We start from the raw sequence: 20,768 nt of genomic DNA, 5'->3' as shown, positions 1-20,768 counted from the left end.
CCTGTTTTATATGGAAAATCGAAGACGCATTTCCGAACGGGTCAGCGACAGGAAAAAGCAATTTTTGCACACTGCTTTATTTAAAGAAGAGAGAAAACCGTGGTGGAGCTGAGGGGAATCGAACCCCTGACCTCCTCATTGCGAACGAGGCGCTCTCCCATCTGAGCTACAGCCCCACGGTCGAACGATAGTTCTCCTCTTCCTTCACGCTGTCAAGCAGACCTGAGCGCAGGATGTTGTTCTGTGCTATTGCTATGGCTACAAGCGTTTTCCGACCGGCCTTTCGGCTGCCCTAACCGACATTCGACGAGGTTTTTGCATGGTTGCCCTGCACACCATTATCCTGATGCTGATCCAGGCTTTCGTATGGATTCTTCTGGCGTATTGCATTTTGTCGATGCTGCTTGGTTTCGGCATCCTCGATATCCGCAACCGCTTTTTCTATTCCATTTTCAACACATTGGCCAAGATCGTCGAGCCTGTCATGGCGCCGATCCGCAGTATCCTGCCCAACACAGGTGGCGTGGATTTTGCGCCCATGGTGGTCCTGCTGTTGATCCAGTTTCTGGTCTATCCCGCCGTAAACCGGATCTTCTTCATGCTCGCAACCCAGAGCAGCTTCTAAGAGCTTTTATCTCAGGGCGCGCCACACCTCTTCCAGCGCCTCAATAAGGCTGTCAGCGGTTTCCTGATGCAGCATCCCGTCCGGACGCTCCATCAGGACCGTCCATTTTTCTCCCCGCTGGCGCTCCATTTTGACGGTCCAGTCCTCAGGAAGGCGGGAGAAAACCCGTTCCATGCGGGCCTCAGCCGTTAACGGCTTTGCGTAATTATGTCCCATCGCTGATTGCTTTCGCCGTTCCGATCGAGATTTCCCGAGGGTCAGCCCGTACCACCTACCGTCAGACCCGAAATTTTCAGGGTCGGCTGACCAACGCCCACTGGCACGCCCTGACCAGCCTTACCGCAGGTTCCGATCCCCGGATCAAGCGCCACATCTGACCCGATCATGGAAATCTGGTTCATGGCATCCGTCCCATTTCCAATCAGGGTCGCCCCCTTGACCGGACGGATGATTTTCCCGTCTTCCACCAGATAGGCTTCCGAAGCCGCAAATACGAATTTCCCCGACGTGATATCAACCTGGCCGCCACCAAAATTCACGGCGTAGAGCCCCCGCTTGATCGAACGGATCATCTCGTCCGTCGTGGCACTCCCTTCCAGCATCAGCGTATTGGTCATGCGAGGCATCGGCGCGTGGGCATAAGACTGACGACGCCCGTTTCCGGTCGATTTCGTCCCCATCAGACGGCCATTCAGACGATCCTGAAGATAACCCGTGAGAATCCCATCCTCGATCAACACCGTCCGGGACGTCGGCGTGCCCTCATCATCAACACTGAGTGATCCCCGACATTCAGGCAGCGTTCCGTCATCAACCACGGTCACGCCCGGAGAGGCCACGCGCTTGCCAACCATTCCTGAAAAGGACGACGTCCCCTTGCGGTTGAAATCCCCTTCCAACCCATGGCCTACAGCTTCATGCAGCAAAATGCCCGGCCAGCCCGGGCCAAGCACCACATCCATTTCCCCAGCGGGCGCAGGGGCCGCTTCCAGCGTAATCAGGGCCTGCTTCAGCGCCTTGTCGACCGCATCCCGCCACGTTTCCGGAGCCAGCAGACGGTCCAGTTCGTACCGCCCGCCCAGACCACAGCTTCCGCTCTCACGCTGGCCATTCTTTTCCACAACAACCGATACGTTCATTCGCACCAGAGGCCGCAGATCCGCAACATCGCCCCCGGCATCCGCCCGACGCATGATCTGCACCGCCTGCCATTCGGAACTCAGCACGGCACTGACCTGCACTACACGGGAATCCAGCCCCCGCGCATAGGAATCAATTTCACTCAGAACCGCAGCCCGGGCCGCAAAATCCGTTCCCTCAAGCGGACGGGAGTCTCCATAGAGCCGCTGGTTCGTCGCCTGCGGCCCCGGCGCCATAACACCACTCCGTCCCTGCCGAACGGCCCCTACTGTACTGACAGCCCGCGCCAGAGCCTCGCGGCTGATATCGTCAGCATGGGCAAACGCCGTCTCCGTTCCCAAGACAGCCCGCAAACCAAACCCTGAAGACGTGTTGAAACTGGCCGAACGGATCGTCCCGTCATCCAGACTGATGCTCTCGTTTTCCCGGTATTCCAGAAAAAGCTCACCGTCATCCACACCCTCAAGCCCCCGATCAACGAGCGCCTTAGCGTCCTCACGGGTCAGCTTTGAATCAGGCCGCCCGAAAAACAGGGCATCGGTCGTCGCAAGAGCGCCCAGAGCATCAGCAGCAACAGACATGAAAAATCTCCAGACAGAAAACGGGTGACGGAACTGAACTTTTAAGAAAGGGCTTTTTCCAGCCGTTTCAAGGCTTCAGACAGGATCTCGGGCTTTTTGCAGAATGCGAACCGGATCAGGTTCTGCGGCGGAGCATCCCCCTCAGGGTCATAGAAGGCTGAAACCGGGATCGTCGCGACCCCTGCATGCTCAACCAGCCAGCGCGCGAAGTCCACATCGCTCCGCCCCTCCGCATGACGCGAGATATCCGCCACGATGAAATAGCTCCCATCGGCGGGCAACGTCTCAAAGCCCAGACGATGCAGACCGTTCCGCAACAGATCCCGCTGCGTTTCCATCTGAGCCGACAGAGCCTGATAATAGCTCTCGTCCTTGTTCAATCCATAAGCCACGGCCCGCTGAAGGTTCGGCGCGGTCGCGAACACCAGAACCTGATGCGCCTTGGCCACCACCGATGCCAAGGAGGCCGGTGCGGTCACATAGCCGACTTTCCATCCCGTCAGGGAAAAACTCTTGCCCGCACTTCCGATCCGCATGCACCGCTCACGCATTCCCGGCAGCGTCATCAGAGGCATGTGTTTCACGTGAAACGTCAGGTGCTCATAAACCTCGTCGCAGATCGCATACGCATCATGCTCCCGCACCAGATCCGCAATCAGTTCAAGCTCCTCACGGACAAAAACCTTCCCGGAAGGATTCATCGGCGAATTGAGCATGATCGCCTTGGTCTTCGGCCCAAACGCCGCCCGCAGTTCCGCTTCCGGCAGCGACCAGTGCGGCGGCTGAAGCCGCACACAGCGCGGAACAGCTCCCAAAAGCCTGAGTGCTGGCAGATAGGTGTCATAAAGCGGTTCGATCACCACCACCTCATCTCCCGGCTCCACCACGGCCATGAGGCAAGCCGCCAGCGCTTCGGTCGCCCCAGATGTCACAACCACTTCCGTCGCCGGATCGACCTCCAGCCCATAGAAGCGCCGGTTCGAAGATGCTACTGCCTCGCGCAACTCCGGCAGTCCCGTCAGCGGCGCATACTGGTTGCGCCCATCCTGAAGCGCCTCCGCAGCCACCTGGATAATATCCTGCGGCCCCTCCGTATCCGGGAATCCCTGCCCGAGATTGATCGCCCCATGTTTCACGGCCAGCTGAGACATGATCGTGAAAATGGTCGTCGGAAGACCCGCAAGATACTGATTCGGAGTTTTCATTGATGAGGTCCAGAACACACGAAAAACACAAAGCGCCTCACCATTGCAGGCCAACGCCGGACTGAAAAGCCTTTCAATCCCGCATCCGTGTTTTCCGACGCATATCGCGCAGCAGGATCTGCCCCAGCCCTCGCATCAGAAGCATCGCCAACACGATCAGAACAATGCCGACACCACAGGAAACAACGGCCGCTTCCCATAAAAGGGGGATGGCATTTTTCGGTGCATCACCTGTCGTAACCGTAATCGTAAACAGGCCGTCATTCCTGACGAACACGTCCTGCGGAACAAAAAACCGCAACACAGGCATCGCCGTGAGCAGAAGCCCCGTCAGACCGAACACAATGACAACAAGGCCACCCGTGAACGCCAGAAGGCTTCCAGCAGCCAGTCGCAGCAGAACCCAAAGCAGAGCAAACGGATTGGACTGCTGCACCCCGACCGACAGCTCATGCCGGATCGTAAAGCGTGCAGCGAGCCTGTCCGGCTTTCCCAGCTTTTCCAAAAGCGCCTGTACGGCCCCATCGCCCAACCGCGCCTGCGCTGCAACCTGCGCCCGCACTTCTGAAACAATCAGATCGCGCTCGCTCTCGGGCAGGCTCAGCAGCCCACCACGAAATTCATGCAGATAACGTTCAACCGGCAGAGACAGCAGATCACTGTCTTTCCAGCCATCCAGAGATTCGGCAGCACGGGTCATGAGGATATTTCCCAAAAAGAGTCTCGCTGCCCTCTTTGCATGCAAGTTTCGGACCAGACGTGGAAAGCTTTGATCCGCTTCCGCAAGATTCTACCTCAAATCCGCAGAATGGCGTAATTTCCCATACTCGACAGACGGGCATTTGTCGCTTAATCGTTTTGCAGCCGTTTACACGATGCAAGGCGACAGATCGATGGCCAAGAAAGCCCCCACTTCCTCTACCGTGAAACCGAAGGCCGCTCCGGCGCGCCGTCCCGCAAAGGCCGCAGCGCCCAAGGCCGCTCCGGCAACGTCCGGCAAGCCGCCCGCTCCGAACCCGCTGGCCGTAGCCCGCGTCTTCGAGATGATCCAGGAGCACGCGGCGGAATTCGTCGATCTGCGCTTCACGGACCCCAAGGGCAAGTGGCACCACACGACCCAGACGGTCTCGACCATCGAAGACGACACCTTCGTCGAAGGCTTCATGTTCGACGGCTCTTCCATCCAGGGCTGGAAAGCCATCAACGAGTCCGACATGGTCCTGCTTCCGGACCCGGAAACGGCCGTCATGGACCCGTTCTCCGCCAAGCCGCAGCTGATCCTGTTCTGCGACATCATTGATCCGAAGACGGGCAATTTCTACAACCGGGATCCGCGCTCGACCGCAAAGCTCGCAGAAGCCTACCTTAAGTCGGCTGGCTTCGGTGACACGGCATTCTTCGGTCCGGAAGCCGAGTTCTTCATCTTCGACAACGTACAGTTCGGCACAGGCCCGAATTTCGGCACGTATCAGCTCGACAGCATCGAAGGCCCCGGCGCATCCCTGAAGGCATATCCGGAAGGCAACATGGGTCACCGCCCTGTCGTCAAGGGTGGCTACTTCCCGGTCCCGCCTGTGGACAGCGAGCATGACCTGCGCGCCGAAATGCTCTCGACGATGGGCGAAATGGGCCTGCCGATCGAAAAGCATCACCACGAAGTCGCACAGTCGCAGCACGAACTCGGCACGAAGTTCGACACGCTCGTGAAGTCCGCAGACTTCATGCAGATCTACAAGTACTGCGTGCACAACGTCGCTCATTCCTACGGCAAGACGGCCACGTTCATGCCGAAGCCGATCTCGGGCGATAACGGCTCGGGCATGCATGTTCACCAATCCATCTGGAAGGACGGCAAGCCGACCTTCGCCGGTGACAAGTATGCAGACCTGTCCGAAGACGCGCTGTTCTACATCGGTGGCATCATCAAGCACGCGAAGGCCCTGAACGCCTTTACGAACCCGTCCACCAACTCCTACAAGCGCCTGATCCCGGGCTTCGAAGCGCCCGTGCTTCTGGCCTACTCCGCCGCGAACCGTTCGGCTTCGTGTCGTATCCCGCACGCAACCAACCCGAAGGCCAAGCGCGTCGAAGTCCGCTTCCCGGACCCGATGGCAAACCCGTATCTCGCCTTTGCCGCAATGCTGATGGCCGGCCTCGACGGCATCCGTAACAAGATCCACCCGGGCGACGCCATGGACAAGGATCTGTACGAACTGCCGAAGGAAGAACTGGCCCAGATCCCGACGGTCTGCGGTTCGCTCCGTGAAGCGCTCGAAGCCCTTCAGGAAGACCACGCATTCCTTCTCGAAGGCGGCGTCTTCACCAAGGACCAGATCGAAAGCTACATCGACATCAAGTGGCCGGAAGTCTACAAGTTCGAACACACGCCGCATCCGGTAGAGTTCGAGATGTACTACTCGGTCTGATCCGGGTCACAACATCGCTTTAACGGAAAGCCCGGCCTTCACGCCGGGCTTTTCTGTATTCCCCCTCCAAGACAGCCCGATGATTCCTCCCGCCCTTGAAACCTTTTCCTCGTCCGCCCTGCCTGTCCTCGACATCGCAGGCACGATCGTCTTCGCGATTTCGGGTGCCATTGAGGCCGCCCGCGCGCGCCTGACCATCGTGACGTTCATGTTCTTTGCTGCCATCACGGGCGTTGGCGGCGGAACGGTGCGGGACCTGCTGATCGGTGCCCCCGTTTTCTGGATGCACGCTTCCGTCCCCATTGCCGCTTGCCTGCTTTCAGCAATCGCCGTCTGGTTTACCCCGGCCCGCTTCTGGCCAGCCCTCGCGGTGGAATGGTTCGACGGACTTGGAATCGCCGCCTATGGCGTTTTTGGTTCAGCCAAAGCACTGGCCTATGGCATTCCATTGATTCCGGCGGCTCTCATGGGAATTGTCAGCGCCTGCATGGGCGGTATTTTCCGGGATGTGCTGGCAGGCGTGCCGTCCATCATCATCCGGCCGGAACTTTACGTCACAGCCGTCGCGCTGGCGTCAGGAAGCTATGTCTCCCTGACGGCGCTGGGCCTCAATACAAGCTTTGCGGCCGCAATTGCCGTCGTGGCTGGGTTCAGCCTGCGCGCCGTAGCCCTCATCAAAGGACTCGGCCTGCCGCATTACAAACGATAGGCGGCAGGCCCGTTCAGACGCCTCTCAGGCGATAACGTCGAAACCAACATCTTCGACAACATGCTGCAACGCCACCGGCGTCACTTTCTGCTCATCGTACTGAATGGCAGCCTGCCCCGGATCGAGCGTTACTTCCGCCGACGACACACCCGGAACATTGGACAGGGCAGACTGCAACTTGCCCGAACATCCATTGCACGACATCCCGTCCACCTTGAACGTCACCATCGAAACCATCAGAGACTCTCCTGTCTTCAAAGGCTGCTCCGCAAAGCAGTCGCTCCCCGAAATGGGGCATATTCCCGCAGAAATGAAAACCGCTTTTTCAGACCGCGTCCGCAGCCTCATCCAGTGGCCGGACTTTCATGATGTCGAGCTGCGCATCCAGTTTTCCAAGTGCCTCACCCAAAGCCTTGAAATGCGGTGACGCCAGATGCGCCTCGAACCCGGCTTCCGACGTCCAGACTTCGGAAACCACAAGCCGACCAGTCTTTTCGATATCCCTGCTGACCACATACTGACGGCAGGCTTCTTCCTTGCGCGAAGACACGATACAGGCCGCAAAAGCATGTTCTGCCGCCGCGGCATGGTCCGCTGCGACCGTGACAACAGCCGTGATGTGAACCGTCTGACTCATGGGAAATTCCTCATCAACAATGGCAACTGCCCGGCCGCGACCTTTCCGCAGATGGGCAGTGTTTCACGTGAAACCATACCGCACACTTTTGTGAGAAAGAACCCGTGCCGGGTATCACAACAAAAGAGCCCGGACAATAAAAAGGCGCCCTCCTAAAGGAAGACGCCTTTTCCTGAATACCAGACTGAAGAAGCTGTTCAGCCTTCAGCGTAGGTCGAAATATCCGGGCAGGAACAGACAAGATTCCGGTCTCCCCAGGCATTATCCAGACGCCCGACTGGCGACCAATATTTCGACGTGTCCACTCCACCCGGGAAGCAGCCTGCCTCGCGGCTGTAGGATCGCTCCCACGCGCCCGCCAGATCCGCCGTGGTATGCGGCGCAAACCGCAGCGGGCTGGCCTCCATCGCCACACGCCCGGCTTCGACTTCGGCAATCTCCGCGCGAATGGCGATCATCGCATCGCAGAAGCGATCCAGTTCACCCTTCCCTTCGGATTCCGTAGGCTCGATCATGAACGTTCCCGCCACCGGGAAGCTGACGGTCGGCGCATGGAACCCGTGGTCGATCAGACGCTTGGCGATATCATCCACCGTCACACCGACCGTATCCTTCAGCGGCCGCAGATCCACGATGCATTCATGCGCCGTAAAGCCGTTGGTGCCGCGATACAGAACCGGATAATGCCCTTCCAGACGCGACGCGATGTAGTTCGCATTCAGAATCGCCATCGTCGTCGCCTGACGCAGTCCCTCGTCGCCCATCATCATGATGTAAGCAGCGGAGATCGGCAGAATAGACGCGGAGCCGTAAGGTGCCGCGGACACCGCAATACCATGCTGCCCCGGCAGATAGGGTGCCAGATGCTTGCCCACACCGATCGGCCCCATGCCCGGACCGCCACCACCATGCGGAATACAGAACGTCTTGTGCAGATTAAAGTGCGACACATCCGCGCCATAAAGCCCCGGACGTGCCAGCCCGACCTGCGCATTAAGGTTCGCGCCATCCAGATAGACCTGCCCGCCCGCTTCGTGGACAAGCTCGCAGATCTCGACGATCCGCTCCTCGAACACGCCATGCGTGGACGGGTAGGTAATCATGATAGCCGCCACGCGCCCGTCATGCTGCGCGATCTTCGCCTTCAGATCCTCGACATCAACATTGCCATTCTCATCGCAGGCCACCACGACAACCCGCATTCCGACCATCTGCGCCGAAGCCGGATTGGTCCCATGTGCGGACGCCGGAATCAGGCAGACGTCGCGGTTCTCATCCCCACGCGCCCGGTGATAACCCCGGATCGCCAGAAGCCCGGCATACTCCCCCTGCGCGCCGGAATTCGGCTGAAGCGACACGGCGTCATACCCCGAAATCGCACAGAGCGTGCGCTCCAGATACGTGAACAGCTCGGCATAACCCTGAACCTGATCGGCGGGCGCGAACGGATGAATCCGCGAAAATTCCGGCCAAGTGATGGGGATCATCTCCGCCGTCGCATTGAGCTTCATCGTGCACGAGCCCAGCGGGATCATCGTCCGGTCCAGCGCCAGATCCTTGTCCGCCAGCGCGCGCATGTAGCGCAGCAGATCCGTCTCGGAGCGGTGCGCATGGAACACCGGATGCGTCAGCAGCGGTGCAGATCGCGACAGCGTTTCCGGCAGCGCATCCGTCACATCGAGCGCCTGCTCGACAGACGCCAGATCCGCACCCTCACCCGCAAACGCCGCCCAGACCGCACGGATCGTTTCCGGCGTCGTGGTCTCGTCACAGGACACGCCAATCCGGCCATTCCCCGCATCACGCAGATTGATGTCGGACGTCACAGCCCGCGCCAGAACCTGCGGCGCAGCAGCACCCGCCTGAACGGTGATCGTGTCAAAGAACACGTCCGTCTCAACATTTGCGCCCAGAGATTTCAGCCCGGCAGACAGGATCACCGCCATCCGGTGCGTGCGCGCCGCAATCGCCTTCAGCCCTTCCGGACCATGATACACCGCATACATGGATGCGATGATCGCCAGCAGCGCCTGCGCCGTGCAGATGTTGGATGTGGCCTTCTCGCGGCGGATATGCTGTTCGCGCGTCTGAAGCGCCAGACGATAGGCGGGCTTGCCCGCACTGTCGCGGGACACGCCAACCAGACGGCCCGGCATGTGCCGCTTGAACGCATCGCGCGTCGCCATGAACCCCGCATGCGGCCCACCGGCCCCCATCGGCACGCCATAACGCTGCATCGAGCCGATCGCGATATCCGCACCCAGCGCACCCGGACTTTCCAGAACCACGAGCGCCAGCGGATCACAGGCCAGAGCCGCAATCGCACCCTTCTCATGCAGCGCCGCAATCACGCCGCGCAGATCCCGCACCTGCCCCGAAGAGCCCGGATAGGACAGCAGCGCACCAAACACGGAGGACGCATCCAAATCCGTCTCCGGATCGCCGACCACAACGTCCCAGCCCAGCGGCTCGGCGCGCGTGCGAATCACGGCAACCGTTTGCGGATGCGTGTCGGCATCCACGAAGAACGCCGTTGCTTTCGACTTACCCACGCGCTGGGCCAGCGCCATGGCTTCCGCACAGGCCGTGCCCTCGTCCAGCAGGGACGCATTGGCGATATCCAGCCCCGTCAGATCCGCCACCAGCGTCTGGAAGTTCAGCAGCGCCTCAAGGCGGCCCTGGCTGATTTCAGGCTGATACGGCGTATAGGCCGTGTACCAGGCCGGATTTTCGAGAATGTTCCGCTGGATGACCGGCGGCAGAACCGTATCGTAATAACCCTGCCCGATCATGGAGGTCAGAACCTGATTGCGCGACGCAATCTGACGCAGACGCACAAGCGCATCCTGCTCGGTCAGGGCCGCACCAATCCCGTGATCCCCGCGATCGAGAATGGCGGCCGGAATGGTCCGGTCGATGAGGTCATCGAGACTGGACGCGCCAACAACCCGCAGCATCTCCCCGATTTCGGAAGGACGCGGGCCGATATGGCGGGAGCTGAAATCTTCGGTCTGGGCAGGCCACAAGGTCGTCACAGGCAGGTTCTCTGGCATTTCATGAAAAGCGGAGGCAGGAATTCGGGGCAGGCTGAAAGAAAAACGGGGCCTGCCAGCGCAGACCCCTCAAGCCCTCAGAGGCTCTTATACTGCTCGGCCGTCAGCAGGCCCTTGAGGTCGTCCGGGTTGGAAACCGTCATGCGGAAGATCCAGCCCTCGCCTTCCGCATCGCGGCCCACCAGCGTCGGATCATCGGACAGCGCTTCGTTGAAGCCCGCCAGCGTGCCCGCAACCGGCGCATAGATGTCGGACGCCGCCTTCACGGACTCAACGACAGCCGCCGCATCACCGGCAGCAACTTCCGTGCCTTCGTCTTTGGCTTCAACGAACACCAGTTCGCCCAGCTCTTCAGAGGCATGCGTCGTGATGCCGACAGTGGCCTGATCGCCATCGACGCGGATCCATTCATGGGACTTCGTGTAATAGGTCGTCATTGCTGCTTTTTCCTGATCTGAAAGTCTACTGTAAGTTCAGCGCTTGAAGCCGGGTGCCACGAACGGCATCGCCCGCACATGCAGCGGCACATACTTGCCCCGCAGTTCCGCAAAGACGGGTGTGTCCAGCGCCGCATAGTCCGACGCGACATAGCCCATCGCAACAGGAGCCTTCACGCTCGGGCCAAACGCCCCGGACGTAACCACCCCGATTTCCTTCTGCCCCTCGGCATCGGCAAAGAGCTTCGCCCCTGCCCGCACCGGAGCCCGACCTTCCGCCAGCAGCCCCACGCGCTTACGCGACACGCCATCGCGCGTCTGCTTCAGCACAACTTCCGCCCCCGGATAGCCCCCCTCACGGGAACCGCCCTCACGGCGCGCCTTCTGGATCGCCCAGCCCAGCGAGGCTTCAACCGGCGTGGTCGTGACATCAATGTCATTGCCATACAGGCACAACCCAGCCTCCAGACGCAGCGAATCCCGCGCACCCAGACCAATCGGCAACACATCCGGCTGCGCCAAGATCGCGCGTGCGACCTTCTCGGAATCCGCGCCCGCACAGCCGATCTCGAACCCGTCCTCGCCCGTATAGCCGGACCGCGACACCGTTACAGACACACCCGCAAGCCCGGTCTCGATCACATCCATGAAGCGCATGTCCTTCACGGCCGGGCAAAGCGGCGCGAGAGCCGCTTCCGCAGCCGGGCCCTGAAGCGCCATAAGACCGCGATCAAACTGGCGCGTCACAACACACCGATCAGACAGCACCTTCTCGATCCGGTCTGCGTCCTGAACCTTGCAACCCGCATTCACGACCACCAGCAGATCATGGCCCATATTCGCGACCATCAGATCGTCCATAATGCCACCTTCGTCATTGGTCAGCAGTCCATAACGCTGACGCCCGGCGGCAAGCCCGACATAATCGGCAGGGACCAGCGTCTCCAGAGCCGCAGCAGCGTCCTTCACGTCGCCGCTTTTTGCCGCAATACGGATCTGCCCCATATGGGACACGTCAAACAGACCAGCCTTCTCGCGCGTATGGAGATGCTCCGCCATCAGCCCCGCAGGGAACTGGATCGGCATCTCAAAGCCTGCGAACGGCACCATCTTCGCGCCAAGTTCCAGATTCAGATCGTAAAGGGGAGTACGCTGGAGGGAATCGCTCATACGAAAAAGCCCGGTCCATTCTCTCTAAAGACGTGAAGATGCAGACGCCCCCGGCACTCCGCAGAACGCGGCCGGAAAAACGTCGCCCCTTCTGTCCTTTCGCCTGAGATCGCTATCCCGTCGGCGGATGCGTCAAGCGCACCTCTCTCCAGAATGTCCTGACCGCCTCGGTCCTTTGGCCTGAGAGTTTCCGGGGCGGTTGCTCCTTCGGCGCCAGCCTCTCGGCCAGTCTCTCCCGTGTCGGTCGCTCCAATCCTGCCAGTTTCCGAAAAACTCCGCAATCGTTACGATCCCTCCTGCGTTGTGTCCCGAGACCTTAAATGCACAAAGGAGAACTCCATGGCTGGCGAACTGACGGTCATTGCCGAATTCGAGACCACACCGGCAACCTATGATAAATTTCTCAAAGCCTGCGCCTATGACAGCGAACGCTCCGTCGCCGACGAATCCGGTTGCCACAGCTTCACGGTCCTCTCCCCCGAAACGGAAGCCGACACCGTCATCCTGGTGGAAGTCTATACCGACCGCGCAGCCTTCGAAGAACACCTCAAAACCCCGCATTTCGAGGTCTTCGCAAACGCTGTAAAAGAACTGGACATCAAGGAACGCAGCGTCCGCTTCCTGAAGAAAAGGGCTCCCTGAACAATGCATCTTTCAAACACGAAACGCCTCCTCGCCATCACCCTCCTGTGCGGCACGGTGTCCGCCTGCGCGTCCCATCCGCAGCATAATCCGCGCACGCGCCTGATCGGCATCCCCAACCCCGCCAGCGTCTATTGCACGCAGCAGGGCGGCCGACATGGCGACGTGCGGACTGCGGGCGGCGAAACCGGCACCTGCACCTTCCCGCCCAACCAGATCTGCGACGAATGGACGCTCTATCGCGAGCACCGCTGCGTCGCGCCTCTGGCCAAAATGAAGCCCTGATTTTCCAGCCCGGTCAGGCCCGAACGGGCCGCCGGGTTTTTTATTTTCTAAATACATAACACGTTATGTATTTCATCCACATGATCCCCGGAATCCGCATGACCGCCCCGTCTCCCCTGAGCGCCCTGACCACACGCACCACCAGACTCTTCACGCTCTTGCTGGAACGCGACCTCAAAAAGACGGGGCTGCGGATCGGTCAACTTCCCGTGCTGCAAGCCCTGCAGGACGGGAAGGCGCTCAATCAAAAAGCCCTCGCGGATTTTGCGGATATCGAACAGCCGGGCATGACGACACTGCTCGCCCGGATGGAGCGGGACGGCCTAATCCAGCGCGAACCAGACCCAACAGACCGCCGCAGCACACTGGTCACACTGACGCCTGATGGCCAACGGAAAAGTCGGAATATCGTTCCCATAATGGAACATTTAACCAGTACAGCACTCACGGGGTTTACACCCCTTGAACGCGATATTCTCGTAACACTTCTGGAACGGATCAACAGCAGCCTGAAGAGCCAACTGTAACCGCCTGCCCCTTTAACAAAGAGGCAGGCGCGAGATCATTTTCCGGTCTTCGGAAGATGCTCGGCAATATAAGGCGGCAGGTTGAATGCCCCGACATGGATCTCGGGCGTCCAGTAGCGCGTCGTGCCCACGATCTTCGCAGCGTCCGCACGGGTCCGGATCTGTTCAACCGTCTGCGTGTTCGGCGCCTGCCCCTTGGAGGCCACACCCAGCGTCATGAACCCACCAACATAGGTCGGAACAGCCGCCACATACGCACCGACATGCGGGAAGAACTTCGCACGACGCAGGCTCGTCTCATGTAGTTCATCAGCCTGCATGAACGGAACGCCGCACTGGTTCACGATCAGACCTTCGTCCGAAAGAATGCGCGCGCAGTTGCTATAGAATTCGTCCGTAAACAGCACTTCCCCCACACCGATCGGATCGGTGCTGTCGACGATGATTACGTCAAACGACCCATCAGCCGCCTTCAGAACATAGTCGATGCCGTCGCCGACAATGACCTCGGCGCGCGGATCGTTCCAGGCATCTCCGGCAATGTTCGGCAGATACTGCTTAGACAGCTCGATCACCGCACCGTCGATCTCGACCATGACAGCCTTCTCGACCGTCTCATGCTGCAACACGCGACGCAGAACGCCACCATCACCCGCACCGATGATCAGAACACGCTTCGCACAGGGATGCGCCAGCAGCGGCACATGCGTCAGCATTTCCTGATAGACGAACTCGTCACGCTCGGTGATCTGGATAACGCCGTCCAGAACCAGCACGCGACCGTGGCTGGAGCTTTCGAACACCACCACGTCCTGAAAATCGGATTTTACCCGTGCGAGTTCGCGCGTAACGAGAAAACGCTGTCCCCAGTCCGGGTACAGTGTCTCGTTGAGCCATGTTTCAGCCATGGATCATCGTTTCCTTGTCGGAGTATATTGAAAAAGGGCCGGTTTCACCCGGCCCTTTCATCAGTTCAGACCGCCTTTGCGGCCTTGTCCTGCACGCGGCCGCGCCGTACGGCGTCGACCTCGATCCGGCCAGCCTGAAACAGGCGCTGCATCACCGGAATCGACAGGTTCGGATCACACACGCCGCACATGAACACGTCCACAGCGGCATAATTCCGTTCCGGCCACGTATGGATCGAAATATGGCTTTCCGCCAGCACGATCACGCCCGACACGCCGCCATTGGGCGTGAAGTGGTGAAAATGGCTGTGCAGAATCGTCGCGCCAGCTGCAACAGCAGCTTCACACAGCGTTTCATCGATCCGCATCGGATCATCGAGATTCCGGGCGTCCCAGAAATCGATCAGCAGGTGATTGCCAGCAAAACGCTCGCCATCACGCTCAATGAAGTAATCTTTGCGCTCATCCTCGACGAAGTGAGCGGCGCTGTTCTGGATATCTCTCGGGAGTTCCGATACCATCCCCAGTTGAGCAAGTGCGTTCATCACGTACCCCCAAACCAGTAGACAGCCTGTTGGGCAAAAAATGCCCCCTTGGGCCAGGAAGCGCGCTAGTTACCGGCCCCTCCCCCCTGATGCAAGCACTTTATGGGGCGATTCCCCAATATGTCACATATCTTTTTCGCCCCATGTGCCTGTTGCATGAGAAAGAGGTTTTCCCTTTCCTGCACACAGGGCTGAGACCAAAAATTTCACAAATCCTCGAACCCCGGAAACAGTTCGGGCGCCGGATCTGCGGGAAACGAATCCCCCCAAATCCCGACGCCCGACAGACGCTGATACGTCCCGGTCCCGAGAGGCCGAATCCGGCCCCTCAGACCCGCCTGATCAGTTCTTGGTCTTGTCGACCAGCTTGCCCTTGGCAATCCACGGCATCATCGCACGCAGCTTCTCACCGGTCTTCTCGATCTGGTGTGCGTCATTACGGGCGCGGATGGCCTTGAAGCCAACGCCGCCGGACTGGTTCTCAAGGATGAAGTTACGAACGAACGTGCCGTCCTGAATGTCCGTCAGAACGCGCTTCATCTCGGCCTTGGTTTCCGCCGTGATGATGCGCGGACCCGTCACATACTCACCATACTCCGCAGTGTTGGAGATGGAGTAGTTCATGTTGGAAATGCCGCCTTCGTAGATCAGATCCACGATCAGCTTCATCTCGTGCAGGCACTCGAAATAGGCCATTTCCGGCGCATATCCGCCTTCAACCAGCGTCTCGAAACCAGCGCGGATCAGGTCAACGACACCACCGCACAGAACAGCCTGCTCGCCGAACAGATCGGTTTCAACTTCTTCCTTGAAGGTCGTCTCGATGATGCCTGCACGACCGCCGCCATTGGCGCTGGCATAGGACAGAGCGATTTCGAGCGCATTACCCGAAGCGTTCTGCGCCACGGCCACGAGGGACGGAACGCCACCACCACGCTGATATTCGGAACGAACCGTGTGGCCCGGGCCCTTCGGCGCGATCAGGAACACGTCCAGATCCGGACGGGCTTCAATGATGCGGAAATGGATGGACAGACCATGCGCGAAGGCAAGGGCTGCACCCTGCTTCAGGTTCTTCTCAAGGCTGTCCTTGTACAGGGCGCCCTGGCCTTCATCCGGCGTCAGAACCATGACCACATCGGCCCACGCGGCTGCGTCTTCCGGGGACATGACCTTGAAACCAGCCTCTTCAGCCTTCTTAACGGCAGAAGACGTCGGACGCAGGCCGATGACGATATCCGTCAGGCCGCTGTCCTTGAGGTTGTTGGCATGAGCGTGACCCTGGCTGCCATAGCCGATGATCGCGACTTTCTTGCTCTTGATCAGATTCAGATCGGCATCGCGATCATAATATACCCGCATCAGACAGGCTCCTTGTTAAGATGAAAGACAGAAGGACCGCGCCCGATGGCGGCAATCCCGGTGCGCGAAACCTCGGCCAGACCAAGGGAGCGCATCAACTCGATGAAAGCGTCGATCTTCTCGGGCGAGCCCGTCAGTTCGAACACGAAACTCGTGGCCGTCGTATCCACTGGGCGCGCACGGAACGAATCCGCAATACGCAGGGCCTCCGTCCGACGCTCGCCGGACGAGACAACCTTCACCAGCGCAAGCTCACGCCCCACATACGGGCCTTCTTCCGTCAGGTCGCAGACATCATGCACCGGAATCAGGCGCTTGAGCTGTGCCTTGATCTGCTGGATCACCATCGGCGTGCCCGACGTCAGCACCGTGATGCGCGAGAGCTTCTGCTCCGCATCCACCAGCGCCACCGTCAGGCTCTCGATATTGTAGCCACGACCGGAAAACAGGCCCACCACGCGGGCAAGCGCGCCACTTTCGTCCTCGATCAGGACGGAAATGACCGAATTCTGGATTGTCTCCGTCATCAGACCAGCATCTTCCCTTCTTCGGTCAGTCCCGCCGCTTCGGAATCCTGATCCGGACCCAGCAGCATCTGGTTGTGCGCCGCACCCGATGGGATCATCGGATAGCAGTTCTCGCCCTCGGCCACGCAGATATCGGCCACGACCGGCCCATCATGCGCCAGCATCCGGCGAATCACGTCATCCAGTTCGCCCACATGCGTCGCCCGCATCCCGGTCGCATGGAACGCTTCGGCCAGCTTCACGAAATCCGGCAGTGCTTCACTGTAGGACTGCGAATAGCGCGAGCCATGAAGCAGTTCCTGCCACTGACGGACCATGCCCATGTAGTGGTTGTTCAGGATGAAGATCTTCACCGGCAGGCGATACTGCGCGATCGTCCCCAGTTCCTGGATGTTCATGAGCGTGGACGCCTCACCGGCGATATCAATCACCAGCGCATCCGGATGCGCCACCTGCGCGCCCACGGCGGCTGGCAGACCATAGCCCATCGTCCCCAGACCACCCGACGTCAGCCAGCGGTTCGGCTTGTCGAACTGGAAGTGCTGGGCCGCCCACATCTGGTGCTGCCCGACTTCGGTGGACACGAACGTATCACGACCCGTTTCCTTCGCCAGTTCATACAGACGACGAACCGCATGCTGCGGACGAATGACGGCAGACGGCGTCATGTCCTGCGTAAAGCCGAACCCGTCCACACTCCGCCAGGACGCAATCTGGTTCCACCAGACCGACAGATCCGGCGCAGGCGTCTCTCCCCAGCCTTCGAGCAACGCTTCAAGCGTATCGCGCACATCGCCTTCGATCCGCACATCCACCGGCACGATCTTGTCGATCTGGCTCGGGTCGATATCGGCATGAACCTTGAACGAATTGGGCGAGAACGCATCTACACGCCCTGTCACACGGTCATCGAAGCGCGATCCCAGAGCGATCAGCAAATCACAGCCATGCGTGGCCATGTTCGCCTCGACAGAACCGTGCATGCCCAGCATGCCCAGAAACTGCGGATCGGGAGACGGAAACGCCCCCAGCCCCATCAGCGTGGACGTCACCGGGAAACCGGTTTTGCGCACCAGACGACGCAGCAGATCCGACGCTTCCGGCCCGGAATTGATGATGCCACCGCCCGTATAGAAGAGCGGGCGCTTCGCCGTCTTCATGGCGTCAAGGGTGCGGGCAATCGCCTCCGCATCCGGCCCACCCTGATGACGCAGCCGCTGCAACCGCGACAGCGCAGGCTTCGTCAGAGGCGCCTTGCCAACTGTGATGTCCTTGGGCAGATCCACCAGAACCGGCCCCGGACGTCCCGAGCGCGCAACCTCGAACGCCTCACGCACGATCTGCGCCAGCGTTCCGGGCTCCCGGACGAGATAATTGTGCTTGGTCGCAGGGCGCGTGATGCCCGTTGTGTCGGCTTCCTGAAACGCATCATTACCGATCAGCTTCGTCGGCACCTGTCCCGCCAGACAGACGAGCGGAATGGAATCCATCAGCGCGTCCACAAGCCCGGTCACGGCATTGGTCGCCCCCGGACCCGACGTCACCAGAACCACGCCAACCTTGCCCGTCGAACGCGCATAGGCTTCTGCCGCATGAACGGCGGCCTGCTCGTGACGCACAAGAATGTGTCGAATTCGGTCCTGCTTGAAAAGAGCATCGTAAATCGGAAGGACAGCCCCACCCGGATATCCGAATATGACCTCCACACCCTCTTCATCGAGAACGCGCAGAAGCACTTCCGCGCCATTCAGCGCCTCGTTGCCTGTTCCTGCGTCTCTTTCAGCAGCCGTCACCGTTTCCTCCCAAGGTATGAGCGGCGGGATTTAGGACGACAACGCGGCGGCGTCAACTCGTTCCGATATAAAGTTCTCTATTTTTTCATACTGACTTTCTGAATCTTGCGTGAAATTGGTATATCTACGCAACAAAATCATCGCATCTCCCTCTTTTCCCAACGCATGATGCCGAAACCACGTCGCCTGCCGCCGCGTATAGCGCCCAATCGCAAGGACCGCGGATTTCCGCGCGTCCTCAAGCATTTCCTCCTCCCGCAGAACGGAGGCCAGTTCAGGCACGCCATGAGCACGCATGGCAGGTAGAACCGGATCAAGCCCTCTCTCCAGCAGACGGGACACTTCCTCCAGAGCCCCCGCCTCCAGCATCTGCCCGAATCTGAAATCGATCGCCCGGCGCAACCCCTCCCGCTCAGGGTCAAGTTGCACAGACACAAACCGGCAGGAAGCCGGCGGCAGACCCGGCTGCGACCGCCACCAGGCCAGCCCATGCCCCGTCCCAGCCCAAACCTCCCAGGCCCGCGAAATCCGCTGCGTATCGTTCGGACGCAGACCAGACGCCGTTTCAGGATCAACCTGCATCAGACGCGCATGCAGCGCCTCCGGCCCGATCTCTTCGGCCAGCCCCCGCGCTTCGGTCCGCGCAGCGTCTCCGGGGTCCGGCACCTCCACCAGACCATCCGTCAGCGCCCGCAGATACATCCCCGTCCCACCACACAGGATCGGCATGCGCCCCACGGCCCACGCCTCGTTTATTTCCCGCAAGGCTTCTGACCGCCACCAGGCCACACTGCCCGGCACAGCCGCATCCAGAACCCCGTAAAGCCGGTGCGGCACGAGCGCCTCATCCGCGTCGTCAGGCCGGGCCGTCAGAATCCGCAGATCACGGTAAACCTGCATGGAATCCGCGTTGATAACCGTACCGTCAAAGCGTCGCGCAAGATCGAGCGCCAGTGCTGACTTGCCGGAGCACGTCGGTCCGGCCACAATGATCGCAGTTTTTGTTGTCTTCGGGGCGTTCATTCTCCCCTCCTGCCACACGTGCCGGACCGTTACGAGATCTCATGTCCCTTCCTGCCGTCCTGACCCTTATCGCTGACCGGAAATCCGGCCCCCTCAAACCCGAGGCCATCGACATGGCCCGCGCGCTCGTCAAGGGCAACGCGCCGATCGTCCTGTCTCCGGGCGAAGCGGTGGATATTCCCTGCCCGCCGCCGCGCCCCGGTTCGGCCAACATCGCCACGATCCGCGCAACGCTCGCGCCCTATCGTGTCGATGCGCTGCTTCTCAAAACACGCGGTCGCCGCCGGGCTGTCCTCGTCGCGGACATGGACAGCACCATTGTCACGGGCGAAACCCTGGACGAACTGGCGGACCTTCTGGGCTGCGGGGAAGATGTCGCGGCCATCACCCGCGCCTCCATGAACGGCGAGCTGGATTTCGAAACCGCGCTCGAACAGCGCGTGGCCCTTCTGGCCGGAAAACCGGCTTCGGTTCTCGAGCAGGTCTGGAAATCCGTCACCCTGACGGAAGGGGCCCGGGAACTCGTGCAGACCATGCGCAAGCATAATGGCCGGACGGCTCTCGTCTCTGGCGGCTTCACATGGTTCACCCAACGCGTGGCCGAGCTTTGCGGATTCGACGAAAACTACGGCAATGAACTGGAAATCGAGGACGGCAAAATCACTGGCCGTCTCGCTGGCCCGATCCTCGGCCCCGACGCCAAGCGCGATCATCTCGAACGCCTGACCTCAGAGCGCGGCGTGCAGCTTCGCGCAGCCCTGACAACCGGCGACGGCGCCAACGACATCCCCATGCTCGCCAACGCGGGCCTCGGTCTGGCCTTCCATGCCAAACCGAATGTCCGCCGCATCATTCCCACCCAAATCAACTTCGCCAGCCTGCGCGCGCATCTTTTCGCACAGGGCTATCATGCGAAGGATTTCGTCAGGGACTGACCGGACTCAAACCCGCAGAATACGAAAAAGCCGCCGGAGACTCTCTCCAGCGGCTTTTTTCTGATCAGTACCCCCAGGTGTAAGGCGGCACGTCCGAATAAGAAGGCTCGGCGTAATAGCCAGGGGCATAACCCGGCGCATATCCATACCCGCCATACCCATAAGGCGAGGCCTCGATTGCCATCCCGGTCGCGACGCCAAGCCCGACACCAAGGCCCCAACCACCCCAGCCCCAGCC

The 20,768-nt window shown here is 60.1% G+C and carries 22 protein-coding genes, 1 tRNA gene and 1 riboswitch; of the genes, 7 read left to right on the top strand and 16 right to left on the bottom strand.

Annotated features, from left to right (window positions below; all coding sequences use genetic code 11):
* Positions 1 to 100: 100 nt before the first annotated feature.
* Positions 101 to 176: transfer RNA gene (locus JK208_RS14365), tRNA-Ala, on the bottom strand.
* A gap of 143 nt (positions 177 to 319) precedes the next feature.
* On the opposite strand from JK208_RS14365, the gene JK208_RS14360 reads away from it, so the two are divergent.
* Positions 320 to 625 (top strand): YggT family protein, encoded by a 306-nt coding sequence (locus tag JK208_RS14360; RefSeq protein ID WP_194262964.1) that lies wholly within the window; start codon positions 320 to 322, stop codon positions 623 to 625.
* Between the two features lie 6 nt (positions 626 to 631).
* Here the strand turns inward: JK208_RS14360 and JK208_RS14355 are convergent, their stop codons facing one another.
* The 4 genes from JK208_RS14355 to JK208_RS14340 form a co-directional block, all read right to left on the bottom strand.
* On the bottom strand, positions 632 to 841 hold the full coding sequence (locus JK208_RS14355; protein ID WP_211576533.1) for a hypothetical protein: 210 nt from the start codon (positions 839 to 841) through the stop codon (positions 632 to 634).
* A 41-nt stretch (positions 842 to 882) separates the two neighbouring features.
* Positions 883 to 2,346, bottom strand: a complete 1,464-nt coding sequence (gene tldD / locus JK208_RS14350) for a metalloprotease TldD (protein ID WP_211576532.1) — start codon at positions 2,344 to 2,346, stop codon at positions 883 to 885.
* A gap of 41 nt (positions 2,347 to 2,387) precedes the next feature.
* On the bottom strand, positions 2,388 to 3,551 hold the full coding sequence (locus JK208_RS14345; RefSeq protein ID WP_211576531.1) for an aminotransferase: 1,164 nt from the start codon (positions 3,549 to 3,551) through the stop codon (positions 2,388 to 2,390).
* A gap of 73 nt (positions 3,552 to 3,624) precedes the next feature.
* The gene (locus JK208_RS14340) at positions 3,625 to 4,251 is read right to left on the bottom strand and encodes an HAAS signaling domain-containing protein (protein ID WP_211576530.1); all 627 of its coding nucleotides are present in this window, start codon (positions 4,249 to 4,251) and stop codon (positions 3,625 to 3,627) included.
* 343 nt (positions 4,252 to 4,594) lie between these two features.
* Between JK208_RS14340 and glnA the strand changes: the two genes are divergently transcribed.
* Both glnA and JK208_RS14330 read left to right on the top strand, forming a co-directional pair.
* Positions 4,595 to 5,977, top strand: coding sequence for a type I glutamate--ammonia ligase (glnA, locus tag JK208_RS14335; protein WP_194267487.1), 1,383 nt, complete (start codon positions 4,595 to 4,597; stop codon positions 5,975 to 5,977).
* Positions 5,978 to 6,056: 79 nt separating this feature from the next.
* Positions 6,057 to 6,686, top strand: coding sequence for a trimeric intracellular cation channel family protein (locus JK208_RS14330; RefSeq protein ID WP_211576529.1), 630 nt, complete (start codon positions 6,057 to 6,059; stop codon positions 6,684 to 6,686).
* A 24-nt stretch (positions 6,687 to 6,710) separates the two neighbouring features.
* On the opposite strand, the gene JK208_RS14325 is transcribed toward JK208_RS14330, so the two are convergent.
* From JK208_RS14325 to gcvT, 5 genes are all read right to left on the bottom strand, one after another.
* Complete coding sequence (locus tag JK208_RS14325) at positions 6,711 to 6,923, bottom strand: heavy-metal-associated domain-containing protein (RefSeq protein WP_077803642.1); 213 nt, start codon at positions 6,921 to 6,923, stop codon at positions 6,711 to 6,713.
* Between the two features lie 88 nt (positions 6,924 to 7,011).
* Positions 7,012 to 7,323, bottom strand: a complete 312-nt coding sequence (locus tag JK208_RS14320; RefSeq protein WP_099285894.1) for a putative quinol monooxygenase — start codon at positions 7,321 to 7,323, stop codon at positions 7,012 to 7,014.
* A gap of 197 nt (positions 7,324 to 7,520) precedes the next feature.
* Positions 7,521 to 10,376: an aminomethyl-transferring glycine dehydrogenase gene (gcvP, locus tag JK208_RS14315; protein ID WP_211576528.1), complete on the bottom strand. Its 2,856-nt coding sequence runs from the start codon at positions 10,374 to 10,376 to the stop codon at positions 7,521 to 7,523.
* A 77-nt stretch (positions 10,377 to 10,453) separates the two neighbouring features.
* Positions 10,454 to 10,813 carry a glycine cleavage system protein GcvH gene (gene gcvH, locus JK208_RS14310; RefSeq protein ID WP_194267400.1) on the bottom strand — a complete coding sequence of 120 codons (360 nt, stop codon included), beginning with the start codon at positions 10,811 to 10,813 and terminating at the stop codon, positions 10,454 to 10,456.
* 36 nt (positions 10,814 to 10,849) lie between these two features.
* Positions 10,850 to 11,983: a glycine cleavage system aminomethyltransferase GcvT gene (gene gcvT / locus JK208_RS14305; RefSeq protein WP_211576527.1), complete on the bottom strand. Its 1,134-nt coding sequence runs from the start codon at positions 11,981 to 11,983 to the stop codon at positions 10,850 to 10,852.
* Between the two features lie 158 nt (positions 11,984 to 12,141).
* A riboswitch (glycine riboswitch) is annotated at positions 12,142 to 12,231 on the bottom strand.
* A gap of 91 nt (positions 12,232 to 12,322) precedes the next feature.
* Here gcvT and JK208_RS14300 point away from each other — a divergent pair.
* From JK208_RS14300 to JK208_RS14290, 3 genes are all read left to right on the top strand, one after another.
* Complete coding sequence (locus JK208_RS14300) at positions 12,323 to 12,625, top strand: putative quinol monooxygenase (RefSeq protein ID WP_211576526.1); 303 nt, start codon at positions 12,323 to 12,325, stop codon at positions 12,623 to 12,625.
* 3 nt (positions 12,626 to 12,628) lie between these two features.
* Entirely contained in the window at positions 12,629 to 12,910 is a 282-nt protein-coding gene (locus tag JK208_RS14295) for a DUF333 domain-containing protein (RefSeq protein ID WP_194262975.1), read from the top strand.
* A gap of 98 nt (positions 12,911 to 13,008) precedes the next feature.
* Complete coding sequence (locus tag JK208_RS14290; protein WP_249202168.1) at positions 13,009 to 13,437, top strand: MarR family winged helix-turn-helix transcriptional regulator; 429 nt, start codon at positions 13,009 to 13,011, stop codon at positions 13,435 to 13,437.
* A gap of 35 nt (positions 13,438 to 13,472) precedes the next feature.
* On the opposite strand, the gene speE is transcribed toward JK208_RS14290, so the two are convergent.
* The 6 genes from speE to miaA form a co-directional block, all read right to left on the bottom strand.
* On the bottom strand, positions 13,473 to 14,345 hold the full coding sequence (speE, locus tag JK208_RS14285) for a polyamine aminopropyltransferase (RefSeq protein WP_194262977.1): 873 nt from the start codon (positions 14,343 to 14,345) through the stop codon (positions 13,473 to 13,475).
* A 65-nt stretch (positions 14,346 to 14,410) separates the two neighbouring features.
* Positions 14,411 to 14,890: an adenosylmethionine decarboxylase gene (gene speD / locus JK208_RS14280; protein WP_086647928.1), complete on the bottom strand. Its 480-nt coding sequence runs from the start codon at positions 14,888 to 14,890 to the stop codon at positions 14,411 to 14,413.
* Positions 14,891 to 15,232: 342 nt separating this feature from the next.
* Positions 15,233 to 16,252 (bottom strand): ketol-acid reductoisomerase, encoded by a 1,020-nt coding sequence (ilvC, locus tag JK208_RS14275; protein ID WP_099285903.1) that lies wholly within the window; start codon positions 16,250 to 16,252, stop codon positions 15,233 to 15,235.
* Entirely contained in the window at positions 16,252 to 16,779 is a 528-nt protein-coding gene (ilvN, locus tag JK208_RS14270; RefSeq protein ID WP_099285904.1) for an acetolactate synthase small subunit, read from the bottom strand. Before ilvN ends, ilvC begins: the two co-directional genes overlap by 1 nt.
* Complete coding sequence (gene ilvB / locus JK208_RS14265; protein WP_211576524.1) at positions 16,779 to 18,572, bottom strand: biosynthetic-type acetolactate synthase large subunit; 1,794 nt, start codon at positions 18,570 to 18,572, stop codon at positions 16,779 to 16,781. The genes ilvN and ilvB overlap by 1 nt, the downstream gene beginning before the upstream one ends.
* A 30-nt stretch (positions 18,573 to 18,602) precedes the next feature.
* A complete protein-coding gene (gene miaA / locus JK208_RS14260) occupies positions 18,603 to 19,595 on the bottom strand; it encodes a tRNA (adenosine(37)-N6)-dimethylallyltransferase MiaA (protein ID WP_211576523.1) in 993 nt (330 codons plus the stop codon).
* A 41-nt stretch (positions 19,596 to 19,636) separates the two neighbouring features.
* Between miaA and serB the strand changes: the two genes are divergently transcribed.
* Positions 19,637 to 20,530 (top strand): phosphoserine phosphatase SerB, encoded by an 894-nt coding sequence (gene serB / locus JK208_RS14255; protein ID WP_211576522.1) that lies wholly within the window; start codon positions 19,637 to 19,639, stop codon positions 20,528 to 20,530.
* Positions 20,531 to 20,768: the final 238 nt, after the last annotated feature.

The sequence above is a fragment of the Gluconobacter sp. Dm-74 genome (assembly GCF_018256135.1).
GTDB lineage: Bacteria > Pseudomonadota > Alphaproteobacteria > Acetobacterales > Acetobacteraceae > Gluconobacter > Gluconobacter cadivus.
This window is presented reverse-complemented; position numbering and strand designations above follow the sequence as displayed.